This window comes from Streptomyces sp. NPDC002206, assembly GCF_053593595.1.
Window position 1 is genome coordinate 169,150 of the sequence record NZ_JBSFCW010000004.1, and the last position, 23,123, is coordinate 192,272.

Sequence of the window (23,123 nt, forward strand, 5' to 3'; positions counted from 1 at the left end):
CTGAAACGGAGTACGACATGCCGACAAGGATCCTGCTGGAGGGGCGCCCCGGGGTCGGTAAGACGACCGCAATCCGCCGACTGGCCGCGCTTCTGCACAACCGTGACATCGTCGGCTTCACCACGGAGGAGATCCGGCAAGGCGGCGCCCGGGTCGGCTTCGCTCTGGAGACGGCAGCGGGACACCGTGCTGTGCTCGCCCATGTCGGCTTCCCGGGACCGCCACAGGTGGGGCGCTACGGCGTCGACCTGGGCGTCATGGACCGGTTGGCACTGCCGGTTCTGATGGCGGCTTCGGCGGATCCAGTCCCCGGGCAGCTTGTGCTCATCGACGAGCTCGGGCGGATGGAGCTGGCCTCTGCCTCGTTCAGGGAGGCCGTGCGTTCCGTCTTCGAGTCCGGCATCGACGTGGTCGCGACCGTTCATGCACACAGCGACCCGTTCACCGACCCCCTGAAACAGCGCGCCGACATCGAACTCATCACCGTGACCCGGGCGAACCGGCACGCTCTCCCCGAGAGACTGGCGGCACGGCTGGAGTACCGGTGACGGATTCGGCAATTCAGCGGGGCCACCACCAGCACGCAAAAGGCCGTCCGGTCAGCGCAGAACGACGGTGGTGCCGAGTTGTCTGAGGTATTGCACGGTGCTCTCGAAGTAGGTGAGCTCGCCGGCGGCGTCCACGCTTACCGAGGCCAGGGCGTGTCGGGCGATCTCGGAGTCGTGCCAGACAAGGGTGAATCGCCCCGGCAGGTTGTCCCCGCCGCAGGGGCAGCCCTTGAGCATTCCCCAGCACAGATTGAGGTGCCGGCCGGGGCCTGCGACTGCTTCGCCGAGCGCGCACTTCAGGCCGGCGACGTCCGTGACGAACCTGCCGTCCAGATGACACGTGCTGCCCGCGTCCGCGCCGGGACTGGCCGAGGTGAAGCGCAGCCACTCCTCCCGGCCGCCGGGTGAGTAGCGGGCCCACATGTTCCGTTCTCCCGGAGCGCCGTCGTGCCACGCGTCCCAGACCGGGCGTGCCGCCAGTCCCGGCGGGTGCTTCAGCCCTTCGCGCAGGGATATGTCGATGAGGGCGCCCCCGAGCACGGACGGGCGCGAGTCGGCGATGTGCAGTGTGAGGCGATTCTCGGTGCGGATCACCCGGCCCGTACGGTCCACCGCCCAGAGCTCCACCGGGTCGCCGTTCGTCCTCGGCCGGACGAGCCGTTCGAGCAGTTGGCCGGTCGGCTCGCAGCCGATGAGCCGCATCGGCGCCACCTCCGGGGCGGGCCGGTCGGCATACAGGCCCTCGACTCGGCGGCACCGGCCGATCCGGCTGCCCGTCCCGTTGTTGATCCGCACCTCTGCGTCCTTGGGCTCGCGGACCGGGCCCGGACGGTAGGAGGGCTGAGTCGGACCGGTCACCTCGGCCTCGATGAGCACATCGAGCAGCAGCGGATCGGTCGGGGAGGGACGGCTGCCGACAACGAGGACGTGCTCCAAGTCCCAGTAGTGCACCCAGTACCCGCCCCGCGAATCGTCATGGCTGTCCGGGAAGTCGACCGTGACGAACAGATCACCGAGATCGACCGGCTCACGGGCCGACCGCTCGACGGCCTTCAGCAGCCGACCGGTCGGTGCGCAGGCGACGAGGGTCAGCGATTCCCGCCTGGATACGGGGTCCACGAACAGCCGGTCGGTGTTGGAGCACCGCGCCCAGAGCGTCTGCTCGCCGTCCCATTCCTCGCTGACCAGCAGATACCTGAGCGGAATGTTCCGGTTCCACGTCCAGTTGGCGTCCTCGAACTGCACATGGTCCTCTCATTGAGTCACAACCTGGCTCGACGATATGTCGGCCGGAGGGGAGCTGCTGAGAGTTTCAGCGGCGGACCGGCCGGGCGAGAGACAGGCAGGTGCCGGCGAGGCATCCGTCGATGAGGTCGGGCCGCAGTGGGACGTATCGCAGGCCTCGGCGGAGGGTGCGGGTGAGGTGGTCGAGGTCAGGGCCAGGCCGGGCTATGAGGAGGTTCGGGAACGTGGCCGTGAACGTTTCCAGGTGAAGCAACTGCGCGCAGCGATGCGTCGACATCCCGAGGTTGTCGAGCAGTTCATGACAGAGCAGACGAACGCGCAGTCGCGCCGAGACGCTCACGCCACCAGCCAGAGCAGTTGAAGCCTCCATCGCTCCGCGGTGGGGCTTCCTTCTGCCCGGCAGCGACAACGGCTTCGAGGTGCGGTGACCACCGCGCGCATGCAGCACGGCACCAGCCGCTGACAGCCGAGAGACCACAGCCGCGAAGCCTCCCGCGGGGAGGTCGGGAGGGGCGGCGGACCCCGCCAAGTACGCAACTCCTGGCAGAACCCGAAACGGGGCCTCGGCCTGGGGGCTTCGGGGATCCCGCGCGATCAACGATGCACCCGAACCAGCCACGCGCATAGGGGCGTGACTGAAAATGTTGTTCAGCGCCCATGTCCGGGCCGCTCTCAGTACAGCCCCGCCTGCTGCATCTCCTTGATGACCTGCTCCCGGAGCTCGGGGCAGTGGGTGGTGACGCCGAGCATCAGCAGCTCCTCCGCCTCCGGCCTCTCGGTGCCCCACCCAGGTCCGATCGGGTACGCCGACGCGTTGTCTCCGAGCAGGTGGTCGACGCTGTGCCCGTCCTTCAGCTCCAGGCACCACTCCGGCGGCAGCATGAGCAGTTCCTGATCGGTGGGGCCGCTCTTCGCCCAGCTCTCGAACTGGCGGGCGTGGACTTTCGCGAGGAACTTGTCCCCCGCGTCCGGTCCGCTCGGCGACTGCGAGGGTTTCGCGTCGGCGTCGGTGGTCTCGGCCGTGTCGCTGCAGCCGACCGCCGCCAGCGCGAGCGCTCCCACGAGAAGCAAGGTCCCAAGGCGCATGGATCCCCCAAGGTGTGCGGACGATGGAGCGCATCATCCGCCACCTGCGTTGATCGCATATCCAACATGATTGAACGGTGACAGTTCGCCGTGAACTACGGGATCAGGAAATAACGTTCAGCTTCAGTGCTTCAGCCGAAGGTGGCTGGTCACAGCCGTGCCGACGGCATACTGCACGCGACGAGGCCGGGCGCTGGTTGTCAGTAGGCCTGGATCCGGTACCCGGCATGAGCGGCGATCACGACATCGCGTGGATGGACAGTGTGCTCGGCGATGTGGGTCGCACGCTTCCGCGTGTGTAGATGCCGAGCTCAGAAGATCCTCAAGACTTTCGCCTTGGATGCTACGAGCGCCGGGCGGCATGCCATGGTCATCACACGCGAGAACCCGAGCGCGTATCTGCAGGCAATTGCAGCCATTCGACAAGGGAGACGCACGTGTTCGGAGCAATGCCCCTGGGCGCCAAGATCGCTGCTGCTGTCGTGATCATCGCTGTCGTCGGACTAGCCATCGCTGCGATCCGCTGGTTCAAAGCACAGATGCGATAGGCCGGGACCACCTCCGGGCCGTGATCGAACTTACAAGGCACGTGCCGGCGGCGCCGCGCGTGCCAGACCTGTGCCAGATCGATCAGTCACTCACGGTCGATTGGGGTGCGAGGCGGTGCAGGCACGCGCTGACAGACTGGGCGCTGTTGTACGGCTGTTGACCTGCCAAGACCCTGTGGTCGGCGCCAGGCCCACAAAGCAGATGTCGGCGGTTCGAAACGTCCGCGCCCACCAGTCAGAACGCCCCCGCTGCGGGGGCGTTGACGGTAGTAGTTGACGGCAGCTCCTCGGGCGTACCGGGTAAGTGGTGGGCTGCGTGAGTAGAAACCTTCTCTACGGATTCAAGGCTCGCTGCGCTCGCCGGCTGACGAAGTCAGGTCGATCCGTGACCGAAGGCCGCGCACAGCGCGGCGGCCAAATGCAGCACTGGGCGGGATCCACTCCGCCGCACGCCAGTCACTCACTCCGTGTGGCGCTCCTGTCGTACGCGTCCTGGTGGCGTCGGATCTCGGTGTGATGCTCGGAGCTCCAGGCAGCCAGGGGCTCGATGGCCAACAACTACGTCACCGGCCAGATCATCACCGTCGACGGCGGCGAAACCCTCACCTGACTCCGACTCCCACCGCCTGAGCTCAGCATGATGGCAGCGCGGGCACAGGTCTCCCCAATGATCACTGAGCGTCACAACTCCGTGATCACCGAGACCTGTGCCAGTTCTGCCGCCGAGGCCCCCACCACGCCTATCCGCGCGACCACTAAGCCAACCGGCAGTAGCCGACCGGCAGTAACCGTCGACGATCCTCGTCCCCCCTCGCGACCCGCCCAGCAGACCCCAGCGAACCTCCCGCCCATAGGTCGCATCGACACCTCGCCATGCCGTCAGCGAGACTCTTTTCCCGAGTCCCACTGAACTCCATGGCCAGTTCCAGCTGGGACTCGGACTTCTGGTAGAGGTCGTAAGAAGCTCTGAAGCCTTCGGCATAGGCGACGTATGCCGCTTGGCGCGGCTCGCGCATTGATCGCTGATGTTCCGCGCGCAGTTGTAGACGAGCATGTGATCGATTCACCAGGGAACCTCGGGACTGCGTGGCTGCCCCATTGCGGGTTCCAGTCGGTTGCCAGGCGACCATGGACGACCTCATCGCGTTGGCCTGGTCATTGATCGCAGGAAATCTCAGCCAACCATTCCGGGGTGTAGCACTCAGCGAACGACCACTTCTGGTCCGAGTTGCCGTCGTCCGTGCTGTCCGTGTACACCTCAAGCCTGCCTTGCGGCGTCAAGCGGTAGTACTCGCGAATCGGGTCACCTTCCACAGTGGGATAGGTCACCTTCAGTTCTGCGCTCTGGCCACTCTCCAGGGCTCGCCGGAGGCAGACGATTTCCCGCACCGCCTGCTTCTGCATCTCCTCACCCTGAGCCAAGCTCACCTTGCCGCAACTTGAAAACTCAGTTCTGGACTCCCAGCGGTCCTTGACCGGATCGTCCAGCATTCCGCAACTTGCAGCCAGCAGGGACGTGGCCGCTACCGCGACGAGCCGCGCGCGGACCGAAACAGCCGCCACACGGCGACGAGAGCCCGTGATCTGACCTGTCGCCCGCGCCAGGTCCGCCGGCCCCACTCGTCGCAACGGGTCCGACACGTCGTTGTCGGCGTACACGAGCAGCGTCTTCGCTCTCAAAGCCCCTCCCCGAACCCGATGGTTGATCGCGGCCGCACCGTACCAGCAACTCCGACATGAGATACACCAATGCCGCCTCTCCGGGCCGTCCCTGGGCCGTCCTGGGCCGCTCGCCATCACCCAACGGCGACCAGCAACGACCATTTGCCCACGGGCGTACACCACCCCGACCGGAAAAGACCCAGCTCACCAAGACTGGAGACAAGACCGAGGGCAAGAAGACACAGCCGTTTTCGTTGCCACGGTCACCCCGCCAAGAGGTCTGCGACGACTCGCTGGAGCTGCGGATCAGATGTCCTCCGTGCCACAACCGCGCCAGATCGGGCGGGGACTCACAGGGAACTGCGCCCGCTGGCGGAGGCCACAGCCGGCAGCCGCCGAAGTCGGTATCCCGCAGGTCAGACCTCAACTCGCCCCACCTCGCTCCCAAAGCAGTGTTGCCCGTTCACATCCTGCCGGGGAGCCGGCGCACACGTCCCGGCCGGTGGCTTCGTCCATGAGAACGGACAGCACTTCGATACTGATTTGGGAGGCATGAGGCTCCCGAGGCCGGGACGGAATGTTCACGAGTTTCGACAGCACCGTGCTTGCCTCGGGCCGGCTGAGGCACGGTGTCGTCGCTCCTCCGGATCGTTCGCCGCAGCGCGCGCCTTGCCGATCACTCCGGGCCGGCACAGCCCGAAGGAGACGGCCTATAGACGCGATGATCGCGGTATTCACAAACTCCGCCACCGCGCCGATACTGTCAGTAACGGATCGACAAGGGACCACAGGACGGTTCCGCCGGACAAAGGGGGACCCATGATCTTCATTGTTTCCATGGCGGTTGTGCTCGCGACCGTGGCCGGGGTGTGCTTGGTCGTACTGCGGCGCAGAGGCGGCTCGGGGGAAAGCGGGGCACTGCAGCGTGGGGCAGCGGCCCAGGGACTCGCACAAGGGCTGGGCATGACCCCCAGGTCATAACCACAACCGCCTGGAGGCGGAGGCGGCGGTCGCCGTGCTCGTCATCATGGCCGAGGGATGGCAGTCGGAGCCCGCCCCCGTCCGCTCCCGCCCGGACCGGGACGCCGTGCCGGCGGATGCCCGAACCCTGCTCGACCGGTACGGGCCCACCGCGCGCTACTGGACCAACGCGACGGCCGCCGCCTCTGATCCGGCTCCGGACTTCCTCGCAGCAGGCCTCCACGGCACGGAATCCCGTGGTTTCCTCACCTCCGAGTACCTCAACGGCCTCGACTTCTTCGAGGACCTGGGCCTGATCGCGGTGGCCGACGACGAGGTGGGCGTCTTCTGGTCGTTCGGGGCGTACTGACGACGTTCGGAGAAGGCCACCCGGCCACCGTCCACCACCGTCTTGGCACCCGGCGGCCGGGCACCGCCGCCGGTGAGGCGGGCCGTTCCCTGGCCGACCGCCTTGGGGTGCCGTTCCACTTCGCCTCCCCGGACATCCCCGATGACGAGGCCCCGCACCGGCGGACAGCCCAGGGTCTGTCCGGAGGGGCATGATCGGAAGGTGGATCGAGACGACGCTCGGGAGCAAGGCCGGCCGCCGGGTGCTTCCCGTGCGTCTTCCGCGGGATGTGTCAGGCGGAAGAAGCGCGGGGCCACCCGGCAGCGGCTGATGCAGAGGTCTGCTCGTCCCGCCGCGTCCGAGAGGGCGCCTCTCAGCAGGGGATGTCGACGCTGACGGCGGCGCCCTGTCCGGTGTTCTCGGCGAGCGCGGTGCCGCCGTGAGAGGCGGCGACCGCGGCGACGAACGCCAGGCCGAGTCCTGAGCCGGGGCTGGTGCGGCTGGCCTCGGCGCGCGCGAACCGGTCGAAGGCCTTGGGCAGGAAATCGGGTGGGAAGCCGGGTCCCTCGTCCGTGACGGTCAGACGCAGGCGCCCGTCGGCGGCGGTTGCGGTCATGTGGATGTGGCCGCGGCTGTGGCGCAGGGCGTTGTCGATGAGGTTGCCGATGGCCGGGTGGATCCAGTGGGCGTCCACGTCGACGGTGCCGGGTGCCGCGTCGATGCTGATGGTGCGGTGCTCGCGTGTGGCGCCCGCGCGGTAGGGAGCGACCGCGGAGGCGATCAGCTCGGGCAGGTCGATCGGGGAGCGGGTGAGGTGGTCGGTGCCGCCGAGCTGCTCCAGGTCCAGCAGGGCGTTGGTCAGGTCGATGAGGCGCTGCACTTCGCTGTCCACCGAGTGGAGAGTGGCGGTGAGTTCGGCGGCGGGGCGCGGCCGGTGCAGGGCGACATCGAGTTCGGCACGCAGCAGGGACAGCGGGGTGCGCAGTTCGTGGCTGGCGTCCGCGAGGAAGCATCGTTCGCGTTCGGCGGCGGCTTCGAGGCGCTCGAGCATCTCGTTGAGGGTGTGCCCGAGCCGGGTGAGTTCGTCGTCACGGTCCTCGGGAACGGGCAGCCGCACCCCGGAGGTGCCATCGGCCAGGGTTGCGGCGCGGCGGCGGTAGCGCTCCACCGGATCCAGAGCGGCGCGGGCGGTGCGGTAACCGACGTAGGAGGCGGCGACCAGGGTGAGTCCCATGGCGATGGCAAGCTGTGCGAGGAGTTCACGCAGGGCCTCGTCGCGGTGGCCGCGGCGCACGGCGGCGACCGCGATCACGGTGCGGTCAGGCAGCTGGACCCGCTGGGCCTTGAGGCGCAGCGTGTGCGGGTCGAGCGAGGCCAGGCCTCCGATGTCGCGGCGGACCGCGGTGCCGCCGGCGACCGATGTGATGGCTGCTCCGCTCAGCAGGCGCTGGGTCCGGACCAGGTCGCTGGCCTCGATGATCCGTCCCTGGGGGGTGAGGATCTGGTAGGCGCTGCCGTCCGGGCCGCCCAGCTTGCGGCCGGCGAGGACATCGACCCGCAGGTCGTGGGAGTAGGTGCCAAGGTCCGCGTCGAGCTGTTCGTCCAGGGCCTGCTGGACCTGCCAGTACACCAGGCCGCCCGCCCCGCTCAGCACGAGGGACATGGTGACGGCGACGGCGAGGACCAGGCGCAGCACGATGGGCAGTCGCTGCCAGCGGCCCAGACCCCGAGGGCGGTCGGCGGTCTTGGTCGCTGCCTGCGCAGCCGGTGTCATATCTGTGTCTCCAGGCGGTAGCCCGTGCCGCGCAGCGTGGTGATGCTGTTGCGGCCGAAGGGCTTGTCGATCTTTGCGCGGAGCTTGGAGATGTGGACGTCGACGGAGTTGCTGTTCAGGTCCGCCTCGCCGTCCCATGCCTCTTCAAGGAGCCGTGTCCGGCTGACCACCCACCCAGGGGTCTCCATGAGGATCTTCAGGACGGCGAACTCGCGCCGGGACAGGTCCAGTTCGGATCCGGCGCGCCAGGCGCGCTGCTCGTCGGGATCGAGGACCAGGTCGCCGACCTCGAGACGGCTGCCGAGGGCGGGCCGGCGGCGGGAGACCGCGCGCAGCCGGGCGCTGAGTTCCTCCATCGCGAAGGGCTTGACCAGGTAGTCGTCGGCGCCGGCGTCCAGGCCCGCGACGCGTTCCTTGACCGCGCTGCGGGCGGTCAGGAGCACCACGGGCACGTCGTTGGCTTCTCGGCGCAGGGTACGGCACGCCTCCACGCCGTTCATGCCCGGCAGCATCACGTCCATGATCACTGCGTCCACGCGCGGATCGCGGGCGGCGTCGAGCCCGCTCAGCCCGTCATGACGAGCCTCGGCGGTATGCCCGGATTCGCTCAGGTATTGAATGATCAGGCCGGCGAGCCGGGCCTCGTCCTCGACGACCAGAAAGTGCACCCCGGAAGGGTAGCTCTGCGCGCGGGAGGAGTCGTGCGCCCCGTGCTCCGGCGAGGCATGGGCATGGGCATGGGCAAGGCTTCATGGTCTGTTAATGCGACTTCCCTAGCGTGCGTCACCTTGCGGCAGCACCGGCCCCTGACCGCCACAGGCGGCGGCCGCTGCCGGGAACGGAGACCACGACCATGCATCCCCCGATATACCTGCTTGCCGACAAGTCCCTCGCCGCAGCACTGACCGTGGGCGACCTGACGGCCCGCGCCGGCCTGGACGTCCTGGCCATCCTGGTACTGGTCGGCTGGCTGTACCGGCGCCGACGCAGTGTGGCGGAGATGCCGCTCGCCCTGACCGCCCTCAATCTGGGGCTGTTCGCCGCGATGACCGCGATCAGCGCAGGCAAGTTCCCTGCCGGGGTCGGGTTCGGCCTCTTCGGCATCCTCTCCCTTGTCCGGCTGCGCAGCGCCGCTTTCACGGTCAGAGATGTCGCGTACGCGTTCATCGCGCTGGTGATCGCGCTGAGCAACGGCCTGCCGCAGCGCGAGACGTGGATGATCATAGCCATCGACGTGCTGCTGCTCGCCGCGGTGCTGCTGGTCGACGCCCCGTCCTCGTACCGGCCCACCCGCACCATGAAGGTGACCCTCGACCGTGTCTACCGTGACGCCGCCGACCTGCGCACCGATCTGACGACCCGGCTCGGCACCGCGCCCCTCGCCGTCGAGGTCGACGAGATCGACTACGTGCGGGAGACGACCCGCGTCTCCGTCCGCTACGCCGCGGAGGAGAGCACGGAGCTCTTCCTCCCGGCCCAGCGGGATCCACAGGACGCCTTGCCGCTCGCCACCGACCTTCCCGAGGCGGGGAAGTCGCTGTGAGTGTCACCTCCGCCATGTCTGCAGGCCCGGGGGCGGCGGCCGGAACGGGTGAGGGGTTCGCGCGGCTGCTGCGACTGGACGAACTGCGCGGGGTCCCGCTCGCCGAGGTGGACGCCGTGGCCGCACTCCAGCACCGGGTGGACCGCAAATACCTGATACCGGCCGCGTCGGCGGCCCGGCTGGTGGGGGAACTGGCCGGCACCCATCACGTCCTGGACATTCGCGGGCGCCGTACCACGGAGTACCGCAGCACCTATTTCGACACCGCTCACCTGGCCGCCTGGCGCGCACACAATCAGGGGCGCCGCCGCCGGTGGAAGGTGCGCACCCGGCTGTATGCGGAGGACGGGATCTGCCGGATGGAGATCAAGACCAAGGACGGCCGGGGCGCCACGGTCAAGCACGCCCATCGCATCGAGGCGGATGCCTACGGCCGTCTGGAGGCCGGCACCGAGGCCGCCGCCTTCGTCGACAGGGTGATCGAGGCTGCCGGGGTCGATGTCAGGGCTGCCGATCTCGCGGCGGCCGGCGAGGTCCGCTACCGGCGTGCCGCCCTCGCCGACCTCGAAGCCGGCACCCGTCTCACCCTGGACGGCCTGCTCACCTGCCACCGCGACGGCCGAACGGCCGCGCTGAATGACGGCTACGTCCTGGTCGAGACCAAGGGCACGGCCCGGCCCGCCCCCGCCGACCGGGGCCTGCTCGCGCTGGGCGCCCGTCCGGTGTCCATCAGCAAATACGTCATCGGGCTCTCGCTGCTCGTGCCGAATCTGCCCGACAACAACATGCGCCGCCTCGCCCGCACCCGCTTCCGCACGGGCCCGCACCCCACAGCACCCGCCACACGCCCCGAAAGGACCCTCCCCGCATGAACCGCCTCCGCTCCATCAAGTGGCAGTACGCCGTGATCGCGATCATCGCGGCCGCCGCCGCAGCCTTCGGCCTGGTCCACACGGCCGCCACCACGCCGGCAGCCGCGACCACCGCGTCGACGAAGAAGCCCGGAGCGACCGACCGGATCAAGAGCGACCCGCCGCCCGCGCTCTTCGCCGACGCCGATGTCGCCGCGCTCGCCGAGCAGCAGGCCGCGCAGAAGCACACCGCGGACACCCTGTTCGCCACGTGGAAGGCGGCACACGGCTCCGCGCGGGATGACAAGGCCTTCACCGCCTGGGTCGTCCAGCAGGTGCCCGCGCCTCCCGCCAAGGCCGCCCGAACCGGCGAGCTGCACCAGGTGCAGCTGCTCGCCAAGAACCGTTCCGCCGCCGGCAAGAAGGCCGCGACCTGGCTCGAAGTCCACGGCAAGGGCGACATCTGGAAGCTCTACGCCCACGACCAGCGCGAACTGCTCCCCCAGGGCCAGGGAGCCGTGGACAAGATCCAGCTCAAGAGCGCCCTGAAGATGGCCAAGGCGATCACCGAGAAGGTCGCCGCCCGCGACAAGCAGCCCGCCCCCTATGTCCTCGATCCCTCGCTGCGCCCCGACAAGCACGTCACTGCCGGGCAGAAGGGCCCCTACTCCTACCCCTCCCGGCACGCGGCCAAGGCTGCCGCCGCAGTCACCCTCCTCGGCGACTGGGCCCCGCACCGCGCCGAGGACTACCGCGCGATGGCCGCCCAGATCGTCTACTCCCGCATCTACATGGCCGGTCACGTGCCCAGCGACATCACGGCCGGCACCCTGGCCGGCGACCTCGTCGGCGACTACTTCGCCAGCGCTGCCTCCACACCTGGCGCGGGCAAGTAGCCGAGGCGATGAGCCCGGTGATGCTGATCAGGCCGCGCCCCCGCCCCACCCGGGCGGGCGTCGCGGCCGGCAACCTGCTCCCGCTGGCGGGGCTCGCACTCGCCTTCGCCCTGACCCAACTGCTCTTCGTGATCCCCGGGTTGAACCTCAGCTGGGACGAGTCGGTGTACGCCAGCCAGGTCACCCCGCACATCCCGTCCGCGTACTTCAGCGCGCCACGCGCCCGCGGCGTGCCGATACTGCTCGCACCGCTGACCCTCCTCACGTCGTCCACGCTCGCCCTGCGGCTCTATCTCGCTACCCTGTCCGCCACCGGGCTCTTCTTCGCGCTGCGGGTATGGCGACGGCTGCTGCCCCTGCCCGTGGTCACCCTGGCCGGACTGCTCTTCTCCGGCCTGTGGATCACCCAGTTGTACGGCCCGCAGGCGATGCCGAACCTCTGGGTCGCCCTGTGTGCACTGACTGCGGTCGGCTGTTTCCTGCGGGCCGCCGGGGACCGCGGCGACCGCCGCGCCCTGGTGGGACTGTGCCTGGCCCTCGCGGCCGCCGCGCTGCTGCGGCCCTCGGACGCGGTGTGGCTGTCACTGCCGATGGCCACCGCCGGCCTCGTCGTACGCCGGTGGCGGCGCCCGGGGCTGCTCGCAGTCCTGGTCGCCGGGCTCACGCTGGGCGGCGCACCGTGGATCGTCGAGGCCTACCTGTCCTACGGCGGAGTGGCCGCGCGGCTGCACCGTTCCAGTGCCATCGAAGGCGGTATCGGATGGCATCTCGCCATCGGCGACCAGCTGCGCACGCTGGCGGGCGGCCCCGAGCTGTGCCGGCCCTGTTCGGTGCCCTGGAGACACCGCACGAGCGCGATCTGGTGGCTCGCGACTCCGCCTCTCGCCGCGGCTGGTGCCCTGCTCGCCGCCCGCGCCCGACGACCGGCCACGGCCCTGCTGCCCGCCGTGTGCGGCGCATCCGTAGCCGTCCCGTACCTCCTGCTCATCGACTACGCGGCGCCCCGCTTCCTGCTCCCCGCCTACGCGCTGCTCTCCCTGCCCGTCGCGCACGCCGTGACCACTGCCGCCCGCTCAGTACGCCCCCGGCTGCGGCCCGCGGCCACCACCCTCGTCACAGCCCTCGTCGTACTGCAGCTGGTGAGCCAGCACCTCATCCTGGACCGCGCCGTGCACACCGTTGCCGACGTCACCGGCGACTACGCCCGCATCGCGGCCGACCTACGCAGGCACGGAGTACGACCGCCCTGCCTGATCACCGGCCGGCTCGCCACCCCCGTCGGATATCAGGCCCGATGCACCTCCGGGCAGATCACCGGACACAACCGGAACACCACGGTCTCCGAGATCCTCACCACCGCCCGGCAGGAGCCGGTCGTGGTCCTGGTCAAGCCCCACCACAAGCCGCCCGGGTACGCCCGTCACTGGAACTCCCACCGGCTTCCCGGCCTGCTCATCCACCGCGGCTACCGCGTCTACCTCTCACCCTTCAAGTCACAGGCTGAAAAGTAACGGCTGATACATTCTTCGGCGTGACTGCTGACAATCGCAGGGTGCGCTGGCTGGTGCTCGTGATCAGGCTGGCCGCCGAGCCGTCCCGCCACCGGGTGGCCGTGTGGCGGGAGCTGCGCAAGGTCGGGGCCCTCTCCCTGGGCCAGGGAATCTGGGCCGTACCCGATGTTCCGGCCTTCGCCGACGGGGTCCGGCGCGCCATCGCGCTGGCCGAGCGGGCCGAAGGCGAGGCCGTGACCCTGGAAGCGGTGGGGCGCGAACCCGCCGACGCGGCCCGCTTCGAGGCAATGTTCACGGCCGCGCGGCAGGCGGAATGGACCGAGTTCCTGGCCGACTGTGGCAAGTACGAGGCGGAACTGGCCAAGGAGATCCGCCAGGCCAAATTCACCCTGGCGGAGCTGGAAGAAGAGGAACAGAGCCTGGAGCGGCTGCGGCGCTGGCACCGCGACCTCACGGTGCGGGACGTCTTCGGCGCCCCGACCGCCGCCGAGGCCGGCGAACGCCTACGGCAGTGCGCAGGGGCATGCGAGGACTACGCGGAACGGGTCTTCCGGGCCCTGCACGAGACACCCCAGGACAGCCGATGACCACACAGCCCGCACCGCGGCGGCAGATGTGGCCCCTGTACGCGGCCGCCTTCACCACCGCCTTCGGCGCACACGGCATCGCGGCCAACCTCGGCGCCCTCTCCGGCGACGCGGTGACCTCACTCATGGTGCTCGGCGGGCTGCTCGCCCTGTACGACGGGGCGGAGGTACTCCTCAAGCCGGTCTTCGGCACCCTCGCCGACCGCGTCGGAGCCCGCCCGGTCCTCCTCGGCGGACTGATCGCCTTCGCGGCGGCCTCCGCCGTGTATGCGGTGGCGGACAGCCCCGGCTGGCTGTGGGCGGCCCGCCTGGGCCAGGGAGCAGCCGCCTCCGCGTTCTCCCCCTCGGCCTCCGCGCTCGTCGCCCGCCTCAACCCGGCCGCCAAGCACGGCCGCGCGTTCGGCAGTTATGGGTTCTACAAGTCCATCGGCTACACGCTGGGCCCGCTGCTCGGCGGCGTACTGGTGTGGGCTGGCGGGCTGCGCCTGCTGTTCACCGTCCTCGCCCTGCTCGCCGCAGGCGTGGCGGCATGGGCCGGCCTCGTCGTCCCCCCTGTACCGCCGCTGCCGCGCGCGAGGCAGACCCTCGCGGACCTGGCCAGGCGCCTGACCGACCCCGGCTTCCTGCGGCCGACCGCCGCCCTCGCGGGCGCCACCGCCGCGCTCTCCGTCGGCGTCGGCTTCCTGCCCGTCTCCGGCGCGGCAGCCGGGCTCGGCACCGTGGCCACCGGCGCGGCCGTCTCGGTCCTTGCCGCGTGCGCCGCGATCGTTCAGCCCAGGACCGGACGAGCCCTGGACACCGGCCGCCTCACCGCACGCACCGGCATCGGAATCGGTCTGCTGACCACGGCAGCGGGCCTGGCCTGCGCCATGCTGCCGGGGCTGGCCGGGGTGCTGCTCGCCGCGGCACTCATCGGCATCGGCACCGGCCTGATCACACCACTCGGGTTCGCCACCCTGGCCACGACCACACCCCCCGAACGCCTCGGCCAGACCATGGGATCCGCCGAACTCGGACGAGAACTCGGCGACGCCGGCGGCCCCTTGCTCGTTGCCTCCATCGCCACCCTGGCCACCCTCACCTACGGCTACGCCGCACTCGCCCTGCTCCTGGCAGCACGCCCCATTGCCCTCCTGGTCGCCCGGCTACGCACGCCACCCGCACCGATGGGCAAGCCACACACGTAGAGATGTGAGACGGGCGCCGCAGCACTCCGCCGGCGGCGCGGCGCGGCTCCCAGTCGCCTTCGCAGCCCAGGATGAGGCGCACGTCTGAGCTGTGACTCGATGCGGTCCGGCCAAGAACTCGCCAGCTACCAGACAACAGATCCGCCAACCATGAATCTGAACCGTTCCGGGTTCGGTAGAGATCTCAGATGTCGGTTGAGACCTGGGGTTTCGTGGTGGTCAGGTAGTGCGCAAGAGTCAGACCACCTCAGCCGGGACCACCCGATCCTTGCGGGATCCGGTACGAGAAGACTGACAGTCGTACGCGTCTCCGACCGAGCCGATCGACGCTGAGATGCCGGCGGCCGCCAGGTGTTCGGCGAGCGCGAACGACGATGTGGTTCACCCGCGCCGAACGCGATGAGGTGGCGCTGCGTCCAGGGTCTCTCGGTGGTGCGGGGTCAGCCGTATGAGAGGTCGGAGCAGATGCTGCGGTTGGCTGGGCGTGCCTGTGCGGTGACGGTTGAGGGCAGTGCGGCTGTGGGTGCCGGCAAGGTGGTGGTGGGGGTGTTGGCGTAGTCCTGGCCGGTGATGAGATTGATCTGGTTGCCGGGGATGGGGTGGAGCTGGGCGTGGGGGAAGAGTGCGGCGAGGGTCTGTGCTTGTGTTTTGAGGCCGGTGCCGTACTCGATGAGGGTGGTGGTGTGGTTCTGTGAGGTGGCTGTTGCGGTGCTGGAGACGGTGAATTGCTGGGCGCGCAGGAGGTCGGCCGCGCGGGCGGCGAGTCCGCGGGTGGTGGTGCCGTTGTAGACGGCGACGGTGATGCCGGCGCCACTGACCGTGCTGGCGGTGGGGGCCGGGGTGGCCTTCTTCTGCTGGGTGTGCTGTGCGGTGGGTTTGCCGTCGAGGGTGCGGTCTTCTTTGAGGGTGGTCCAGAGATTGTCGGCGTCGGGGTGGACGAGGGCGATGCGGGCCCCGCTGTACCGCCAGGGGACGGTGAGGAACTGGATGTTGGCAAGGTCGATGTTCTTCAGCGACATGGCGAAGGACAGGAGCTTGCCTGCCGAGTCGAGGCCGGGATCGACGGTGAGGGACTTTGTCGCCGCATTGGCGAGCGGGAGCAGGGTGGTGGGGCTGAACCCTTCCTTCTTGACCTGGCCGATGAGGCTGGAGATGAAAGCCTGCTGGCGTTTGGTTCGCCCGATGTCGGAGCCGTCACCGATGCCATGGCGCAGCCGGACGTAGTCGAGGGCGGCCTTGCCGGAGACTTTCTGTTCGCCCTTGCGGTAGACGAGGTTGCCCTGGGTGGGGCGGTTGGGGTTGAGGTCTTTCTGGTGGATGTCCTTGGGCAGGCAGACGGGGACGCCGCCTACCGCTTCGGTCATCGCGGCGAAGCCGGCGAAGTTGACGACGACGGTGTGGTCGACGCGCAGCCCGGTCAGTGCTTCGACGGTGTTCTGGGTGCAGGCAGGGTTGCCGGACGCGGTGCTGCCGAGGGTGAAGGCGGAGTTGAACATGGCGTTGGTGCGCGTCTGTGACCAGGTGCCGTCGGGGAGCAGGCAGGGCGGTATGTCGACCAGGGAGTCGCGGGGTATGGACACGCCGACCGCATGGCGGTGGTCGGCGTAGACATGCAGCAGGATCGTGGTGTCGGAGCGGCCCACCGGGTCTTTGCCGCCGCCGAGTTTCGCGTTGTCGCCGGACCTGCTGTCGGATCCGATGAGCAGGATGTTCTGCGCGTCGCCCGGGGTTTCTTCCGGGCGGTGGTGGCTGAGCCCCTTGCCGTCGAAGGTGTCGATGTTGCCGGACAGCCGCAGATATACGGCGCCGCCTGCCGCGACGGCCAGCACGATGACCGCTGCCGTGGTGGCCAGGAACAGCTTCTTGTGGCTGCGGGGCCTGCGCCGCCGCCGCGCACCGGACGGCTCGGCCGGGCGCTTGCGACGGCGGCCCGGACCCTGTGATGACGGTGATGTGTGGCCGGGTACGGCCGGCCGCTGGGTGGTGTCGTGTATCTGGTGCTCGGCGGTCATGATCACGCATTCGTCCGGGCGCCCAGGGGGTGGGCGCGAGGGAAGCCCCCGCCATGTGCGGGAGCGCGGGTGACGCATGGGGACGCGAAGTCCGGGAAACGCCGTGGCGGCCCTTCCGGGCGACACGGCAAAAGGTGGGGGCCGTCAGGCCAGGATCGGGATGAGTCCCAGGCCGAAGACGACGTAGAAGAGGGCCGTCACGGCCAACCGTCCGGGGGTGAGCTTGTGGGCGCGCATCGTTGCCAGGAGGTAGACGATCGCGGCCATGGTGATCAGCCCGGCCCAGAGGAGGGCGCCGTCGAACTTCCAGCTGGTGAACAGGAGCCCCAGGCCGCTGGGGACGGTCGCCTGGATCATCATGGCGCCGGATATGTTCGCCAGGGCGAGCTTGGTCTTGCCCTGGCGGACCCAGATGATCGCGTTCATGATCTCGGGCAGTTCTGTCGCGATCGGCGAAAGGAGCAGCGCGGTGACCGCAGCCGACAGGCCGAGCATGGGGCCGATCGCGTCGAGCTGTTTCACGAACAGCTGGGACGCGAAGAAGATCACGGCCAACGTGGCCAGGGTCTGGACCACCACCGCCCAGGTGGCCGGGGTGGCGGCCTTGGGCTGGAGCTTCAGCGGCTCCAGCGCCTCGTCCTCCTCACCGTCGTCACCGCTGCGGATCTCGCGCCAGAAGTAGACGGCGTAGGCGCCGAAGAACAGCAAGCCGAGGGCGGGCTTGAAGGCGAAGGCGACCAGGCCGAGAGCGACCTTGACAATGAAGATCGGCAGGAACCACTTCTGATCCTTGGCCAGCCGCTTCATGTCCTTCTCATCACCCAGCGCCTCAACCCCGTCGGGGCCGCTGGCCGGCATGCCGGTGGTGACCAGGACCAGGCTGCGCTCCTTGCGGTGCTTGAGGAGCAGCATCGCGCCGGTCACGCCGTAGGCGACCGTGGCCAGCGCCAGCGGGCCACCCATCGCCGCGCCGACGCCGATGTTCTTGGCCTCGTCGGTGGCGCCCGTGGTAACCGCGACCAGCGTCACCACCGACTCGGGCAGCGCTGTGCCGAACGCGGCCAGGATCGTGCCGACCGCCATCTTCCCGACATTGAGGCGCTGTCCCAGCCACTCGACCGCGTTGACGAACCACTCGCACGAGAGATAGATCGCCACCGCACACACAATGAGCAAAACGAAATGGATCACACTGACCGCCCGGCTTTCCCGCACCGCGGGATCCTGGGCGATACGCGGTAGGAGTCCCGGCGTACGACCTCGGCCCCGCGACGTACGTACATCGTCGACAAAGAGCCGAAGGTCTCGCCCACCCGGCAGATCCTGCACGGGCCCGGCCACCGGGAGCCACAAGGACTCCAGCATGTCGACGACCGGTTTGCGGGGCTACTCCCCTTCGCAGCGGCCCACTGTACACAGACCCAGCACGCCCCGAAAAGGCCCAGCCCCCGCGCATCCGTGGCTGACCGAAGACCAGCCGCGCCCCTGGCCCTGGTCCAGGGAGCGATGCGCCACCCGCTGCCCCGCACCGGAGGCGGTCACTCCTCCTTGCACCTGCTGATAGCGCGCGCACTCCCCCGCTCCAGGGTCGATACCGGCTGCGGAAGGGATAACGCTTGGAACGACTAGCCGACGTCACGTAATTCGATGCGAAAACGACTCGCGACCTGACCGGGGTCCAGCTGGTTTTCTGTCGTCCGGCTGCCTCCCGGCAGTGCCGCGGTACTGCGCATGCGCTCATAGGCGCCGCCGCACAGCCGGTCCTGCCGTGTCCCGGGCGGTCAGTCGGTACCGCCCCGGGGGCATCGGAGCAGAGAGGAAGCCGCCGTGAAGTTCATCAATGAGAAACTGCGTGCCCCGCCCCAGCCAGCGGCCCATGCACCGGCACAGTCTTCGGTCTCCGCCGGCAACTGCGGTCTGCTCCTCATCAGGCTCACCTTCGGCCTCCTCATGGCAGGGCACGGATGCCAAAAGCTCTTCGGAATATTCGGTGGTGAGGGTCTCGCCGCAACAGGCAGGGGATTCGCCGGTCTGGGCTACCACCCCGGAGTGGTCTATGCCGCCATCGGCGGCGGCTCCGAGTTCCTCGGGGGCCTCGGCCTGGCTCTGGGACTGTTCACCCCACTGGCATCGGCTGCCCTGATCGGCGTGATGATCAATGCCATGGTGACTGTCACCGCGGCACATGGCCTGTGGGAGACAGAAGGCGGCGTCGAGTTCAACGTGTGCATCGCGGTCGTGGCGCTGGCCATCGCTGCCATCGGTCCCGGCCGGCTCGCCCTCGACAGACCTTTCCGCTGGGGGCAGGGCGGCTGGCCAGAAGCTGCCTTCGCCCTGTGTGTCGGCGGCATCAGCGCCGCCATCGTGCTGAGCCTTTGAATTCCGGCAGAGGACACTGATGCCGATCACAACGCGGCGAAATCAAGCCGCTTGCTAAGCGTGCCGCAGGAGGGGCCCCGTGGCGCAGTGGATTACAACGCGGACGGCGTCCCCATCCGCGCTGCACCAGCCCGGCGATCGCTTGGACACCATTCCGCCTCCCCCCGCGCCGATCGATCCTGCCGTGACACCCGACCGGCACACGGATCACAAGCACCGACACGGTGAACCTCTGCGGTCACGGCGCGAGTACGGCTTGGTCAGGTTGGGGCTGGTGCGGGTATGGCGCGGTGACAGGCGGGGCAGGCATCGTTCCAAGTGACAAGGAGGGCCTGTAGTTCGCGGACGATCCGGTAGAGGCTCAGGCCGCCGGGTCGTCTTTTGGGGCGCGGACCAGCCGAGAGTGTTGCCTTGATCGGTTGAATCTCAGACGGCTTTCTTCGCGAAGAAGACCCGGTGACGGTGCACCCGTTCATCGAGGTGGAGAAGTGGAGCGGCCACAACGTCAAGCGCGCGTGTGAACTGCTGAAGGTCTCCCGGAACCCCCTTCTACGCCCGCCGAGGATACCGACGAACTCGCGGCCGTTGCTCTCGCACTCAACAACAGGCCCCGCAAGACTCTCGGTTGGAAGACACCCGCCGAAGCCCTCAACGAACATCTACTCTTGGTCCAAGAAGCCGGTGTTGCGACGACCACTTGAGCCCGGGCAGTACACCAGCCAGCAATTCGCCGCCCTGGCCAAGGAGTTCGGCGTTCTTCTCTCAGCCGGCCGCCCGGCTCTTACGTCGTCTTCGCGGTGGGGCTGATCCCCGTCCTCAGCTGATCCCACAGGCTGCGCTCGCGTCACGGGGCGGCCACAGCCCGGAGTGTGGCCCCGCGTCAAAGGGGCAATGGGATGATCTTGCGGGCAACCCGGTACGCCAGGACAGCCCCGGCCCGCCAGGCAGGCCGGGGTGCGGGACGCGTCAGCTGACGATGAAGCTGCCCTTCATGCCCTTGTCGGCGTGGTCGCCGATGCCGCACTTGTAGGTGTAGGTGCCGGGCTTGGCCAGGGTGATGACAGCCTCGCCGGTCGCGCCGGGCTTGACCGGGCTGACCTCGCCGACCTCCTTGCCGTCGGGGCCGAAGATCTCCAGTTCGTGCTCGGCCGTGCCCTCGTTCTCCAGCTTGAACTCGATCTTCTCGCCGGCCTTGGCGGTGAACTTGTCGAGGCCTTCGAGCTTGTATTCCTTGGCCTCGACCTCTACCTCGCGGTCGTACGCCTCCTCGGCCTCGTCGTCCGCCTTGGCGCCCTCGACGGTGATCTTCTGGCGGATGCCGTCGCCGGCCTGGCCGGGCTTGCAGGCGATCTCGTACGTGCCGCCGCCCAGCTTGACCTTCATGTCGCGGGAGGTACCGGGGCCGATGTTCTCGGCCTCGGTGACGACCTTGGTGTAGGTGCCGTCGTGTTCGCCGTAGACGTAGACCTCGGTGGCCTTGTCGCCCTTGTTGGTGACGGCGAAGTGGGCCTCGCCGGCACTCAGTTCGGTCTTGGCGACCTTGCAGGCGGTGTCAGTGGCGGTGACGGCGACCGTGTCGCTGCCGGAGTCAGTGGAGTCCTTGCTGCCGCAGGCGGCCAGGAGGGGAAGGGCGAGCAGTACGGCGCCGAGGACGGGGAGCGTGCGGGACGTGCGCATGGGTGATCTCCGGAGAGGGGGCCGATGAGGTAGTTGGCGAACACGGCGCGGACAATAGATGAGGTAAGCCTTGCCTATCAAGTTCCTGTGCGTCAGATCTCGACCGGGTATCGACGCGGTCACACTTGCCCCACCCGGAGTGGTTGACCTCTCAATACATTGACTCGTGAACGAAAGGCGAGGTAAGCCTTACCTAATTTTTGCTGTGAGTCGTCTGGGAGACATCTGTGTCCGCTCTGCCCTCGGAGTCGTCGGTTACCGCCCTGCCCGCGCCATCGCTGTCCAGCGACGGTCCGGCCCGGCGGCTGGGCCTTTATGACTCCTGGTGGACCATCGTCGCGGCCTCATTGGCCGCATGCATGGCGCTTGTGGCCTGCGCCTGGGTCTCCCTGCACCTGCACGCGGATCCCGCCCTGCACACCGCGGCTCTGTTCGTCCACCTGGCCTCCCTGGTGCTCGGATTCGGCGCCGTCCTGGTGACCGACTACTACGGACTGCTGTGGATAACGGGACGGTGCACCCTGAACGACGCCCTCGGCAGTACCGCCCGCCTGCACGTCCCGATCTGGACCGGGCTCGCTGGGCTCGTCGTCAGCGGCGTAATGCTCCACCCCGACCTGACCTCACCCCTCACCCTTACCAAACTGGCCCTCGTCCTCATCCTCACCCTCAACGGCCTGCAGGCCGGGCTCCTCAACAGACGCACGGCCCATCGGGCATCATCCGCCCCGCTCACCCCGCGCCTCCTGGCCTGGGGCGCCACCACCGCCCTCGTCTCCCAGATCTGCTGGTGGGGTGCCGTAGTAATCGGGTTCCGCAACAGCCAGCACTAAAGACGGTGTCCTATGTGGTGAGTTTGAGGAAGCATTTGTAGCAGGAGGGGGCGGCGGCGAGGCCGAGAAACGCCAGGTGGTTGCGGGGATGGCGTTCCTAGCGGTGGTTGAGTCTGCGGTAGCCGGTCAGCCAGGACATGGTCCGCTCGATCACCCATCGTCGGCGTCCTGATCGTTCGCTGGACTCGATGCCTTTGCGGGCGATGCGCTTGCCCCGCAGCCATTTCCGCAGGTGGGGGACGTCGTAGGCCTTGTCCGCGTGCAGGTGTTGGGCCTTGAAGTACCTGCCGCGGTGGGGGGCGCGTCGCGATTGGTGACCGGCCACCATGGGCTTCAGCCCTTCGCTGTCGTGGGTGTTGGCGGCGGAGAGGCCGCCGACCAGGGGCAGTCCGTTCGCGTCCGACAGGATGTGCATCTTGGAACCCGGCTTGCCTCGGTCCACGGGACTCGGACCTGTAAGTTCGCCCCCTTTTAGCGCGTACGTGGGCGGAGTCGAGGACGACGCGAGAGACGTCGATCAGGCCGGCCTCGTCGAGCTGGTGCAGGACCGCCTCGTACAGCCGGCCCCACACACCGGCCCGCGACCAGATCATGAAACGGCGATGGGCCGTTGACTTCGATATCCCGAAACAGGGCGGCAGAGCCCGCCAGGAACACCCGCTCACCAGCACGTAGATGATCGCCGCGAACAGCGTCTCATCAGGCGTGTTCTGCGTGCCGCCGCCCTGACGCGGCGCACCTCGACTTGATAGGCAAGTGAGCAGTTGCCTATCCTGTGGTCGTGGCCGACGACCTTTTCAAAGCCTTGGCCGACCCCACCCGCCGCACCATCCTCGACGAGCTCACGGAGAAGTCCGGACAGACACTGTTCGAGATCTGCTCGCGACTGAGCATGAAGCATCAGCTCGGCATCTCACGCCAGGCGGTCTCCCAGCACCTCGCCGTGCTGGAGGCCGCCGGGCTCGTCGAGACCAGGCGGGAGGGCCGCTACAAGTTCCACGACCTGAACACGGCCCCGCTGCGGCAGATCGCCGAGCGATGGCTCGTGCCCGATACGTCCGAACCAGAGGAGAGCACCCCATGAAGATTCATCTGACCAGCGTCTTCGTTGACGACCAGGCCAAGGCCCTGCGCTTCTACACCGAGATCCTCGGCTTCGTGAAGAAGCACGACGTCCCGTTGGGCGAGAAAGACCGGTGGCTGACCGTCGTCTCGCCCGACGAGCCCGGCGGCACCGAACTCCTCCTGGAGCCCGCCGGCCACCCGGCCGTCAAGCCCTACCGCGACACCCTCGTCAAGGACGGCATCCCGCTCGCCCAGTTCGCCGTCGACGATGTGAAGGCGGAGTACGAGCGCCTGCACGGCCTCGGAGTCCGCTTCACCCAGGAACCCCTGGAGATGGGCCCCGTCACCACCGCCGTCTTCGACGACACCTGCGGCAACCTGATCCAGATCGCGACAAAGCCGCAGTAGGC

At 68.6% G+C, this 23,123-nt stretch carries 21 protein-coding genes and 2 pseudogenes; 13 read left to right on the forward strand and 10 right to left on the reverse strand.

Going from position 1 to position 23,123, the window contains the following annotated elements:
• The first annotated feature begins 17 nt into the window (after positions 1 to 17).
• Positions 18 to 548, forward strand: coding sequence for a nucleoside-triphosphatase (locus ACWCP8_RS11190; RefSeq protein WP_451115515.1), 531 nt, complete (start codon positions 18 to 20; stop codon positions 546 to 548).
• Between the two features lie 51 nt (positions 549 to 599).
• On the opposite strand, the gene ACWCP8_RS11195 is transcribed toward ACWCP8_RS11190, so the two are convergent.
• The 4 genes from ACWCP8_RS11195 to ACWCP8_RS11210 all read right to left on the reverse strand — a co-directional run bounded on the left by ACWCP8_RS11195 (position 600) and on the right by ACWCP8_RS11210 (position 5,107).
• Positions 600 to 1,793 carry a barstar family protein gene (locus tag ACWCP8_RS11195; RefSeq protein ID WP_451115517.1) on the reverse strand — a complete coding sequence of 398 codons (1,194 nt, stop codon included), beginning with the start codon at positions 1,791 to 1,793 and terminating at the stop codon, positions 600 to 602.
• Between the two features lie 67 nt (positions 1,794 to 1,860).
• Positions 1,861 to 2,163, reverse strand: coding sequence for a hypothetical protein (locus ACWCP8_RS11200; protein WP_451115768.1), 303 nt, complete (start codon positions 2,161 to 2,163; stop codon positions 1,861 to 1,863).
• A 302-nt stretch (positions 2,164 to 2,465) separates the two neighbouring features.
• On the reverse strand, positions 2,466 to 2,855 hold the full coding sequence (locus ACWCP8_RS11205; protein WP_451115519.1) for a hypothetical protein: 390 nt from the start codon (positions 2,853 to 2,855) through the stop codon (positions 2,466 to 2,468).
• A 1,727-nt stretch (positions 2,856 to 4,582) separates the two neighbouring features.
• Positions 4,583 to 5,107, reverse strand: a complete 525-nt coding sequence (locus ACWCP8_RS11210; protein WP_352267373.1) for a hypothetical protein — start codon at positions 5,105 to 5,107, stop codon at positions 4,583 to 4,585.
• Between the two features lie 973 nt (positions 5,108 to 6,080).
• On the opposite strand from ACWCP8_RS11210, the pseudogene ACWCP8_RS11215 reads away from it, so the two are divergent.
• Positions 6,081 to 6,419: pseudogene (locus ACWCP8_RS11215) on the forward strand (hypothetical protein); the annotation flags it as partial.
• 352 nt (positions 6,420 to 6,771) lie between these two features.
• Here the strand turns inward: ACWCP8_RS11215 and ACWCP8_RS11220 are convergent.
• On the reverse strand, positions 6,772 to 8,172 hold the full coding sequence (locus tag ACWCP8_RS11220) for a HAMP domain-containing sensor histidine kinase (protein WP_352267374.1): 1,401 nt from the start codon (positions 8,170 to 8,172) through the stop codon (positions 6,772 to 6,774).
• A complete protein-coding gene (locus ACWCP8_RS11225; RefSeq protein ID WP_352267375.1) occupies positions 8,169 to 8,840 on the reverse strand; it encodes a response regulator transcription factor in 672 nt (223 codons plus the stop codon). The genes ACWCP8_RS11220 and ACWCP8_RS11225 overlap by 4 nt, the downstream gene beginning before the upstream one ends.
• Before the next feature lie 185 nt (positions 8,841 to 9,025).
• On the opposite strand from ACWCP8_RS11225, the gene ACWCP8_RS11230 reads away from it, so the two are divergent.
• From ACWCP8_RS11230 to ACWCP8_RS11255, 6 genes are read left to right on the forward strand one after another with little or no spacing between them, the layout of a single operon-like run.
• Positions 9,026 to 9,715, forward strand: coding sequence for a DUF4956 domain-containing protein (locus ACWCP8_RS11230; RefSeq protein WP_451115522.1), 690 nt, complete (start codon positions 9,026 to 9,028; stop codon positions 9,713 to 9,715).
• Positions 9,712 to 10,587, forward strand: coding sequence for a VTC domain-containing protein (locus tag ACWCP8_RS11235; protein WP_352267377.1), 876 nt, complete (start codon positions 9,712 to 9,714; stop codon positions 10,585 to 10,587). Before ACWCP8_RS11230 ends, ACWCP8_RS11235 begins: the two co-directional genes overlap by 4 nt.
• Positions 10,584 to 11,462 (forward strand): phosphatase PAP2 family protein, encoded by an 879-nt coding sequence (locus tag ACWCP8_RS11240; protein ID WP_451115524.1) that lies wholly within the window; start codon positions 10,584 to 10,586, stop codon positions 11,460 to 11,462. Before ACWCP8_RS11235 ends, ACWCP8_RS11240 begins: the two co-directional genes overlap by 4 nt.
• A 20-nt stretch (positions 11,463 to 11,482) precedes the next feature.
• Positions 11,483 to 12,973, forward strand: a complete 1,491-nt coding sequence (locus tag ACWCP8_RS11245; protein WP_451115526.1) for a hypothetical protein — start codon at positions 11,483 to 11,485, stop codon at positions 12,971 to 12,973.
• Between the two features lie 20 nt (positions 12,974 to 12,993).
• Entirely contained in the window at positions 12,994 to 13,560 is a 567-nt protein-coding gene (locus ACWCP8_RS11250) for a Chromate resistance protein ChrB (protein ID WP_451115528.1), read from the forward strand.
• Positions 13,557 to 14,747 (forward strand): MFS transporter, encoded by a 1,191-nt coding sequence (locus tag ACWCP8_RS11255; protein WP_356005829.1) that lies wholly within the window; start codon positions 13,557 to 13,559, stop codon positions 14,745 to 14,747. Before ACWCP8_RS11250 ends, ACWCP8_RS11255 begins: the two co-directional genes overlap by 4 nt.
• Positions 14,748 to 15,187: 440 nt before the next feature.
• On the opposite strand, the gene ACWCP8_RS11260 is transcribed toward ACWCP8_RS11255, so the two are convergent.
• Together ACWCP8_RS11260 and ACWCP8_RS11265 are read right to left on the reverse strand one after the other, a co-directional pair.
• Positions 15,188 to 16,759 (reverse strand): LCP family protein, encoded by a 1,572-nt coding sequence (locus ACWCP8_RS11260; protein ID WP_451115531.1) that lies wholly within the window; start codon positions 16,757 to 16,759, stop codon positions 15,188 to 15,190.
• Positions 16,760 to 16,903: 144 nt separating this feature from the next.
• Positions 16,904 to 17,917, reverse strand: coding sequence for a sodium:calcium antiporter (locus ACWCP8_RS11265; protein ID WP_451115533.1), 1,014 nt, complete (start codon positions 17,915 to 17,917; stop codon positions 16,904 to 16,906).
• Positions 17,918 to 18,595: 678 nt separating this feature from the next.
• Between ACWCP8_RS11265 and ACWCP8_RS11270 the strand changes: the two genes are divergently transcribed.
• Entirely contained in the window at positions 18,596 to 19,138 is a 543-nt protein-coding gene (locus ACWCP8_RS11270) for a DoxX family protein (protein ID WP_451115751.1), read from the forward strand.
• A 456-nt stretch (positions 19,139 to 19,594) separates the two neighbouring features.
• Positions 19,595 to 19,945, forward strand: coding sequence for a hypothetical protein (locus ACWCP8_RS11275; RefSeq protein WP_451115535.1), 351 nt, complete (start codon positions 19,595 to 19,597; stop codon positions 19,943 to 19,945).
• A gap of 159 nt (positions 19,946 to 20,104) precedes the next feature.
• On the opposite strand, the gene ACWCP8_RS11280 is transcribed toward ACWCP8_RS11275, so the two are convergent.
• Positions 20,105 to 20,815: a cupredoxin domain-containing protein gene (locus tag ACWCP8_RS11280; RefSeq protein WP_352267384.1), complete on the reverse strand. Its 711-nt coding sequence runs from the start codon at positions 20,813 to 20,815 to the stop codon at positions 20,105 to 20,107.
• 227 nt (positions 20,816 to 21,042) lie between these two features.
• On the opposite strand from ACWCP8_RS11280, the gene ACWCP8_RS11285 reads away from it, so the two are divergent.
• Positions 21,043 to 21,648: a hypothetical protein gene (locus tag ACWCP8_RS11285; protein WP_352267385.1), complete on the forward strand. Its 606-nt coding sequence runs from the start codon at positions 21,043 to 21,045 to the stop codon at positions 21,646 to 21,648.
• Positions 21,649 to 21,658: 10 nt separating this feature from the next.
• Here ACWCP8_RS11285 and ACWCP8_RS11290 read toward each other — a convergent pair.
• A pseudogene (locus tag ACWCP8_RS11290) lies at positions 21,659 to 22,376 on the reverse strand (IS5 family transposase); the annotation flags it as partial.
• A gap of 53 nt (positions 22,377 to 22,429) precedes the next feature.
• Here ACWCP8_RS11290 and ACWCP8_RS11295 point away from each other — a divergent pair.
• Both ACWCP8_RS11295 and ACWCP8_RS11300 read left to right on the forward strand, forming a co-directional pair.
• Entirely contained in the window at positions 22,430 to 22,732 is a 303-nt protein-coding gene (locus ACWCP8_RS11295) for an ArsR/SmtB family transcription factor (protein ID WP_352267386.1), read from the forward strand.
• Positions 22,729 to 23,121 carry a VOC family protein gene (locus tag ACWCP8_RS11300; protein ID WP_352267387.1) on the forward strand — a complete coding sequence of 131 codons (393 nt, stop codon included), beginning with the start codon at positions 22,729 to 22,731 and terminating at the stop codon, positions 23,119 to 23,121. The genes ACWCP8_RS11295 and ACWCP8_RS11300 overlap by 4 nt, the downstream gene beginning before the upstream one ends.
• Positions 23,122 to 23,123 lie beyond the last annotated feature (2 nt).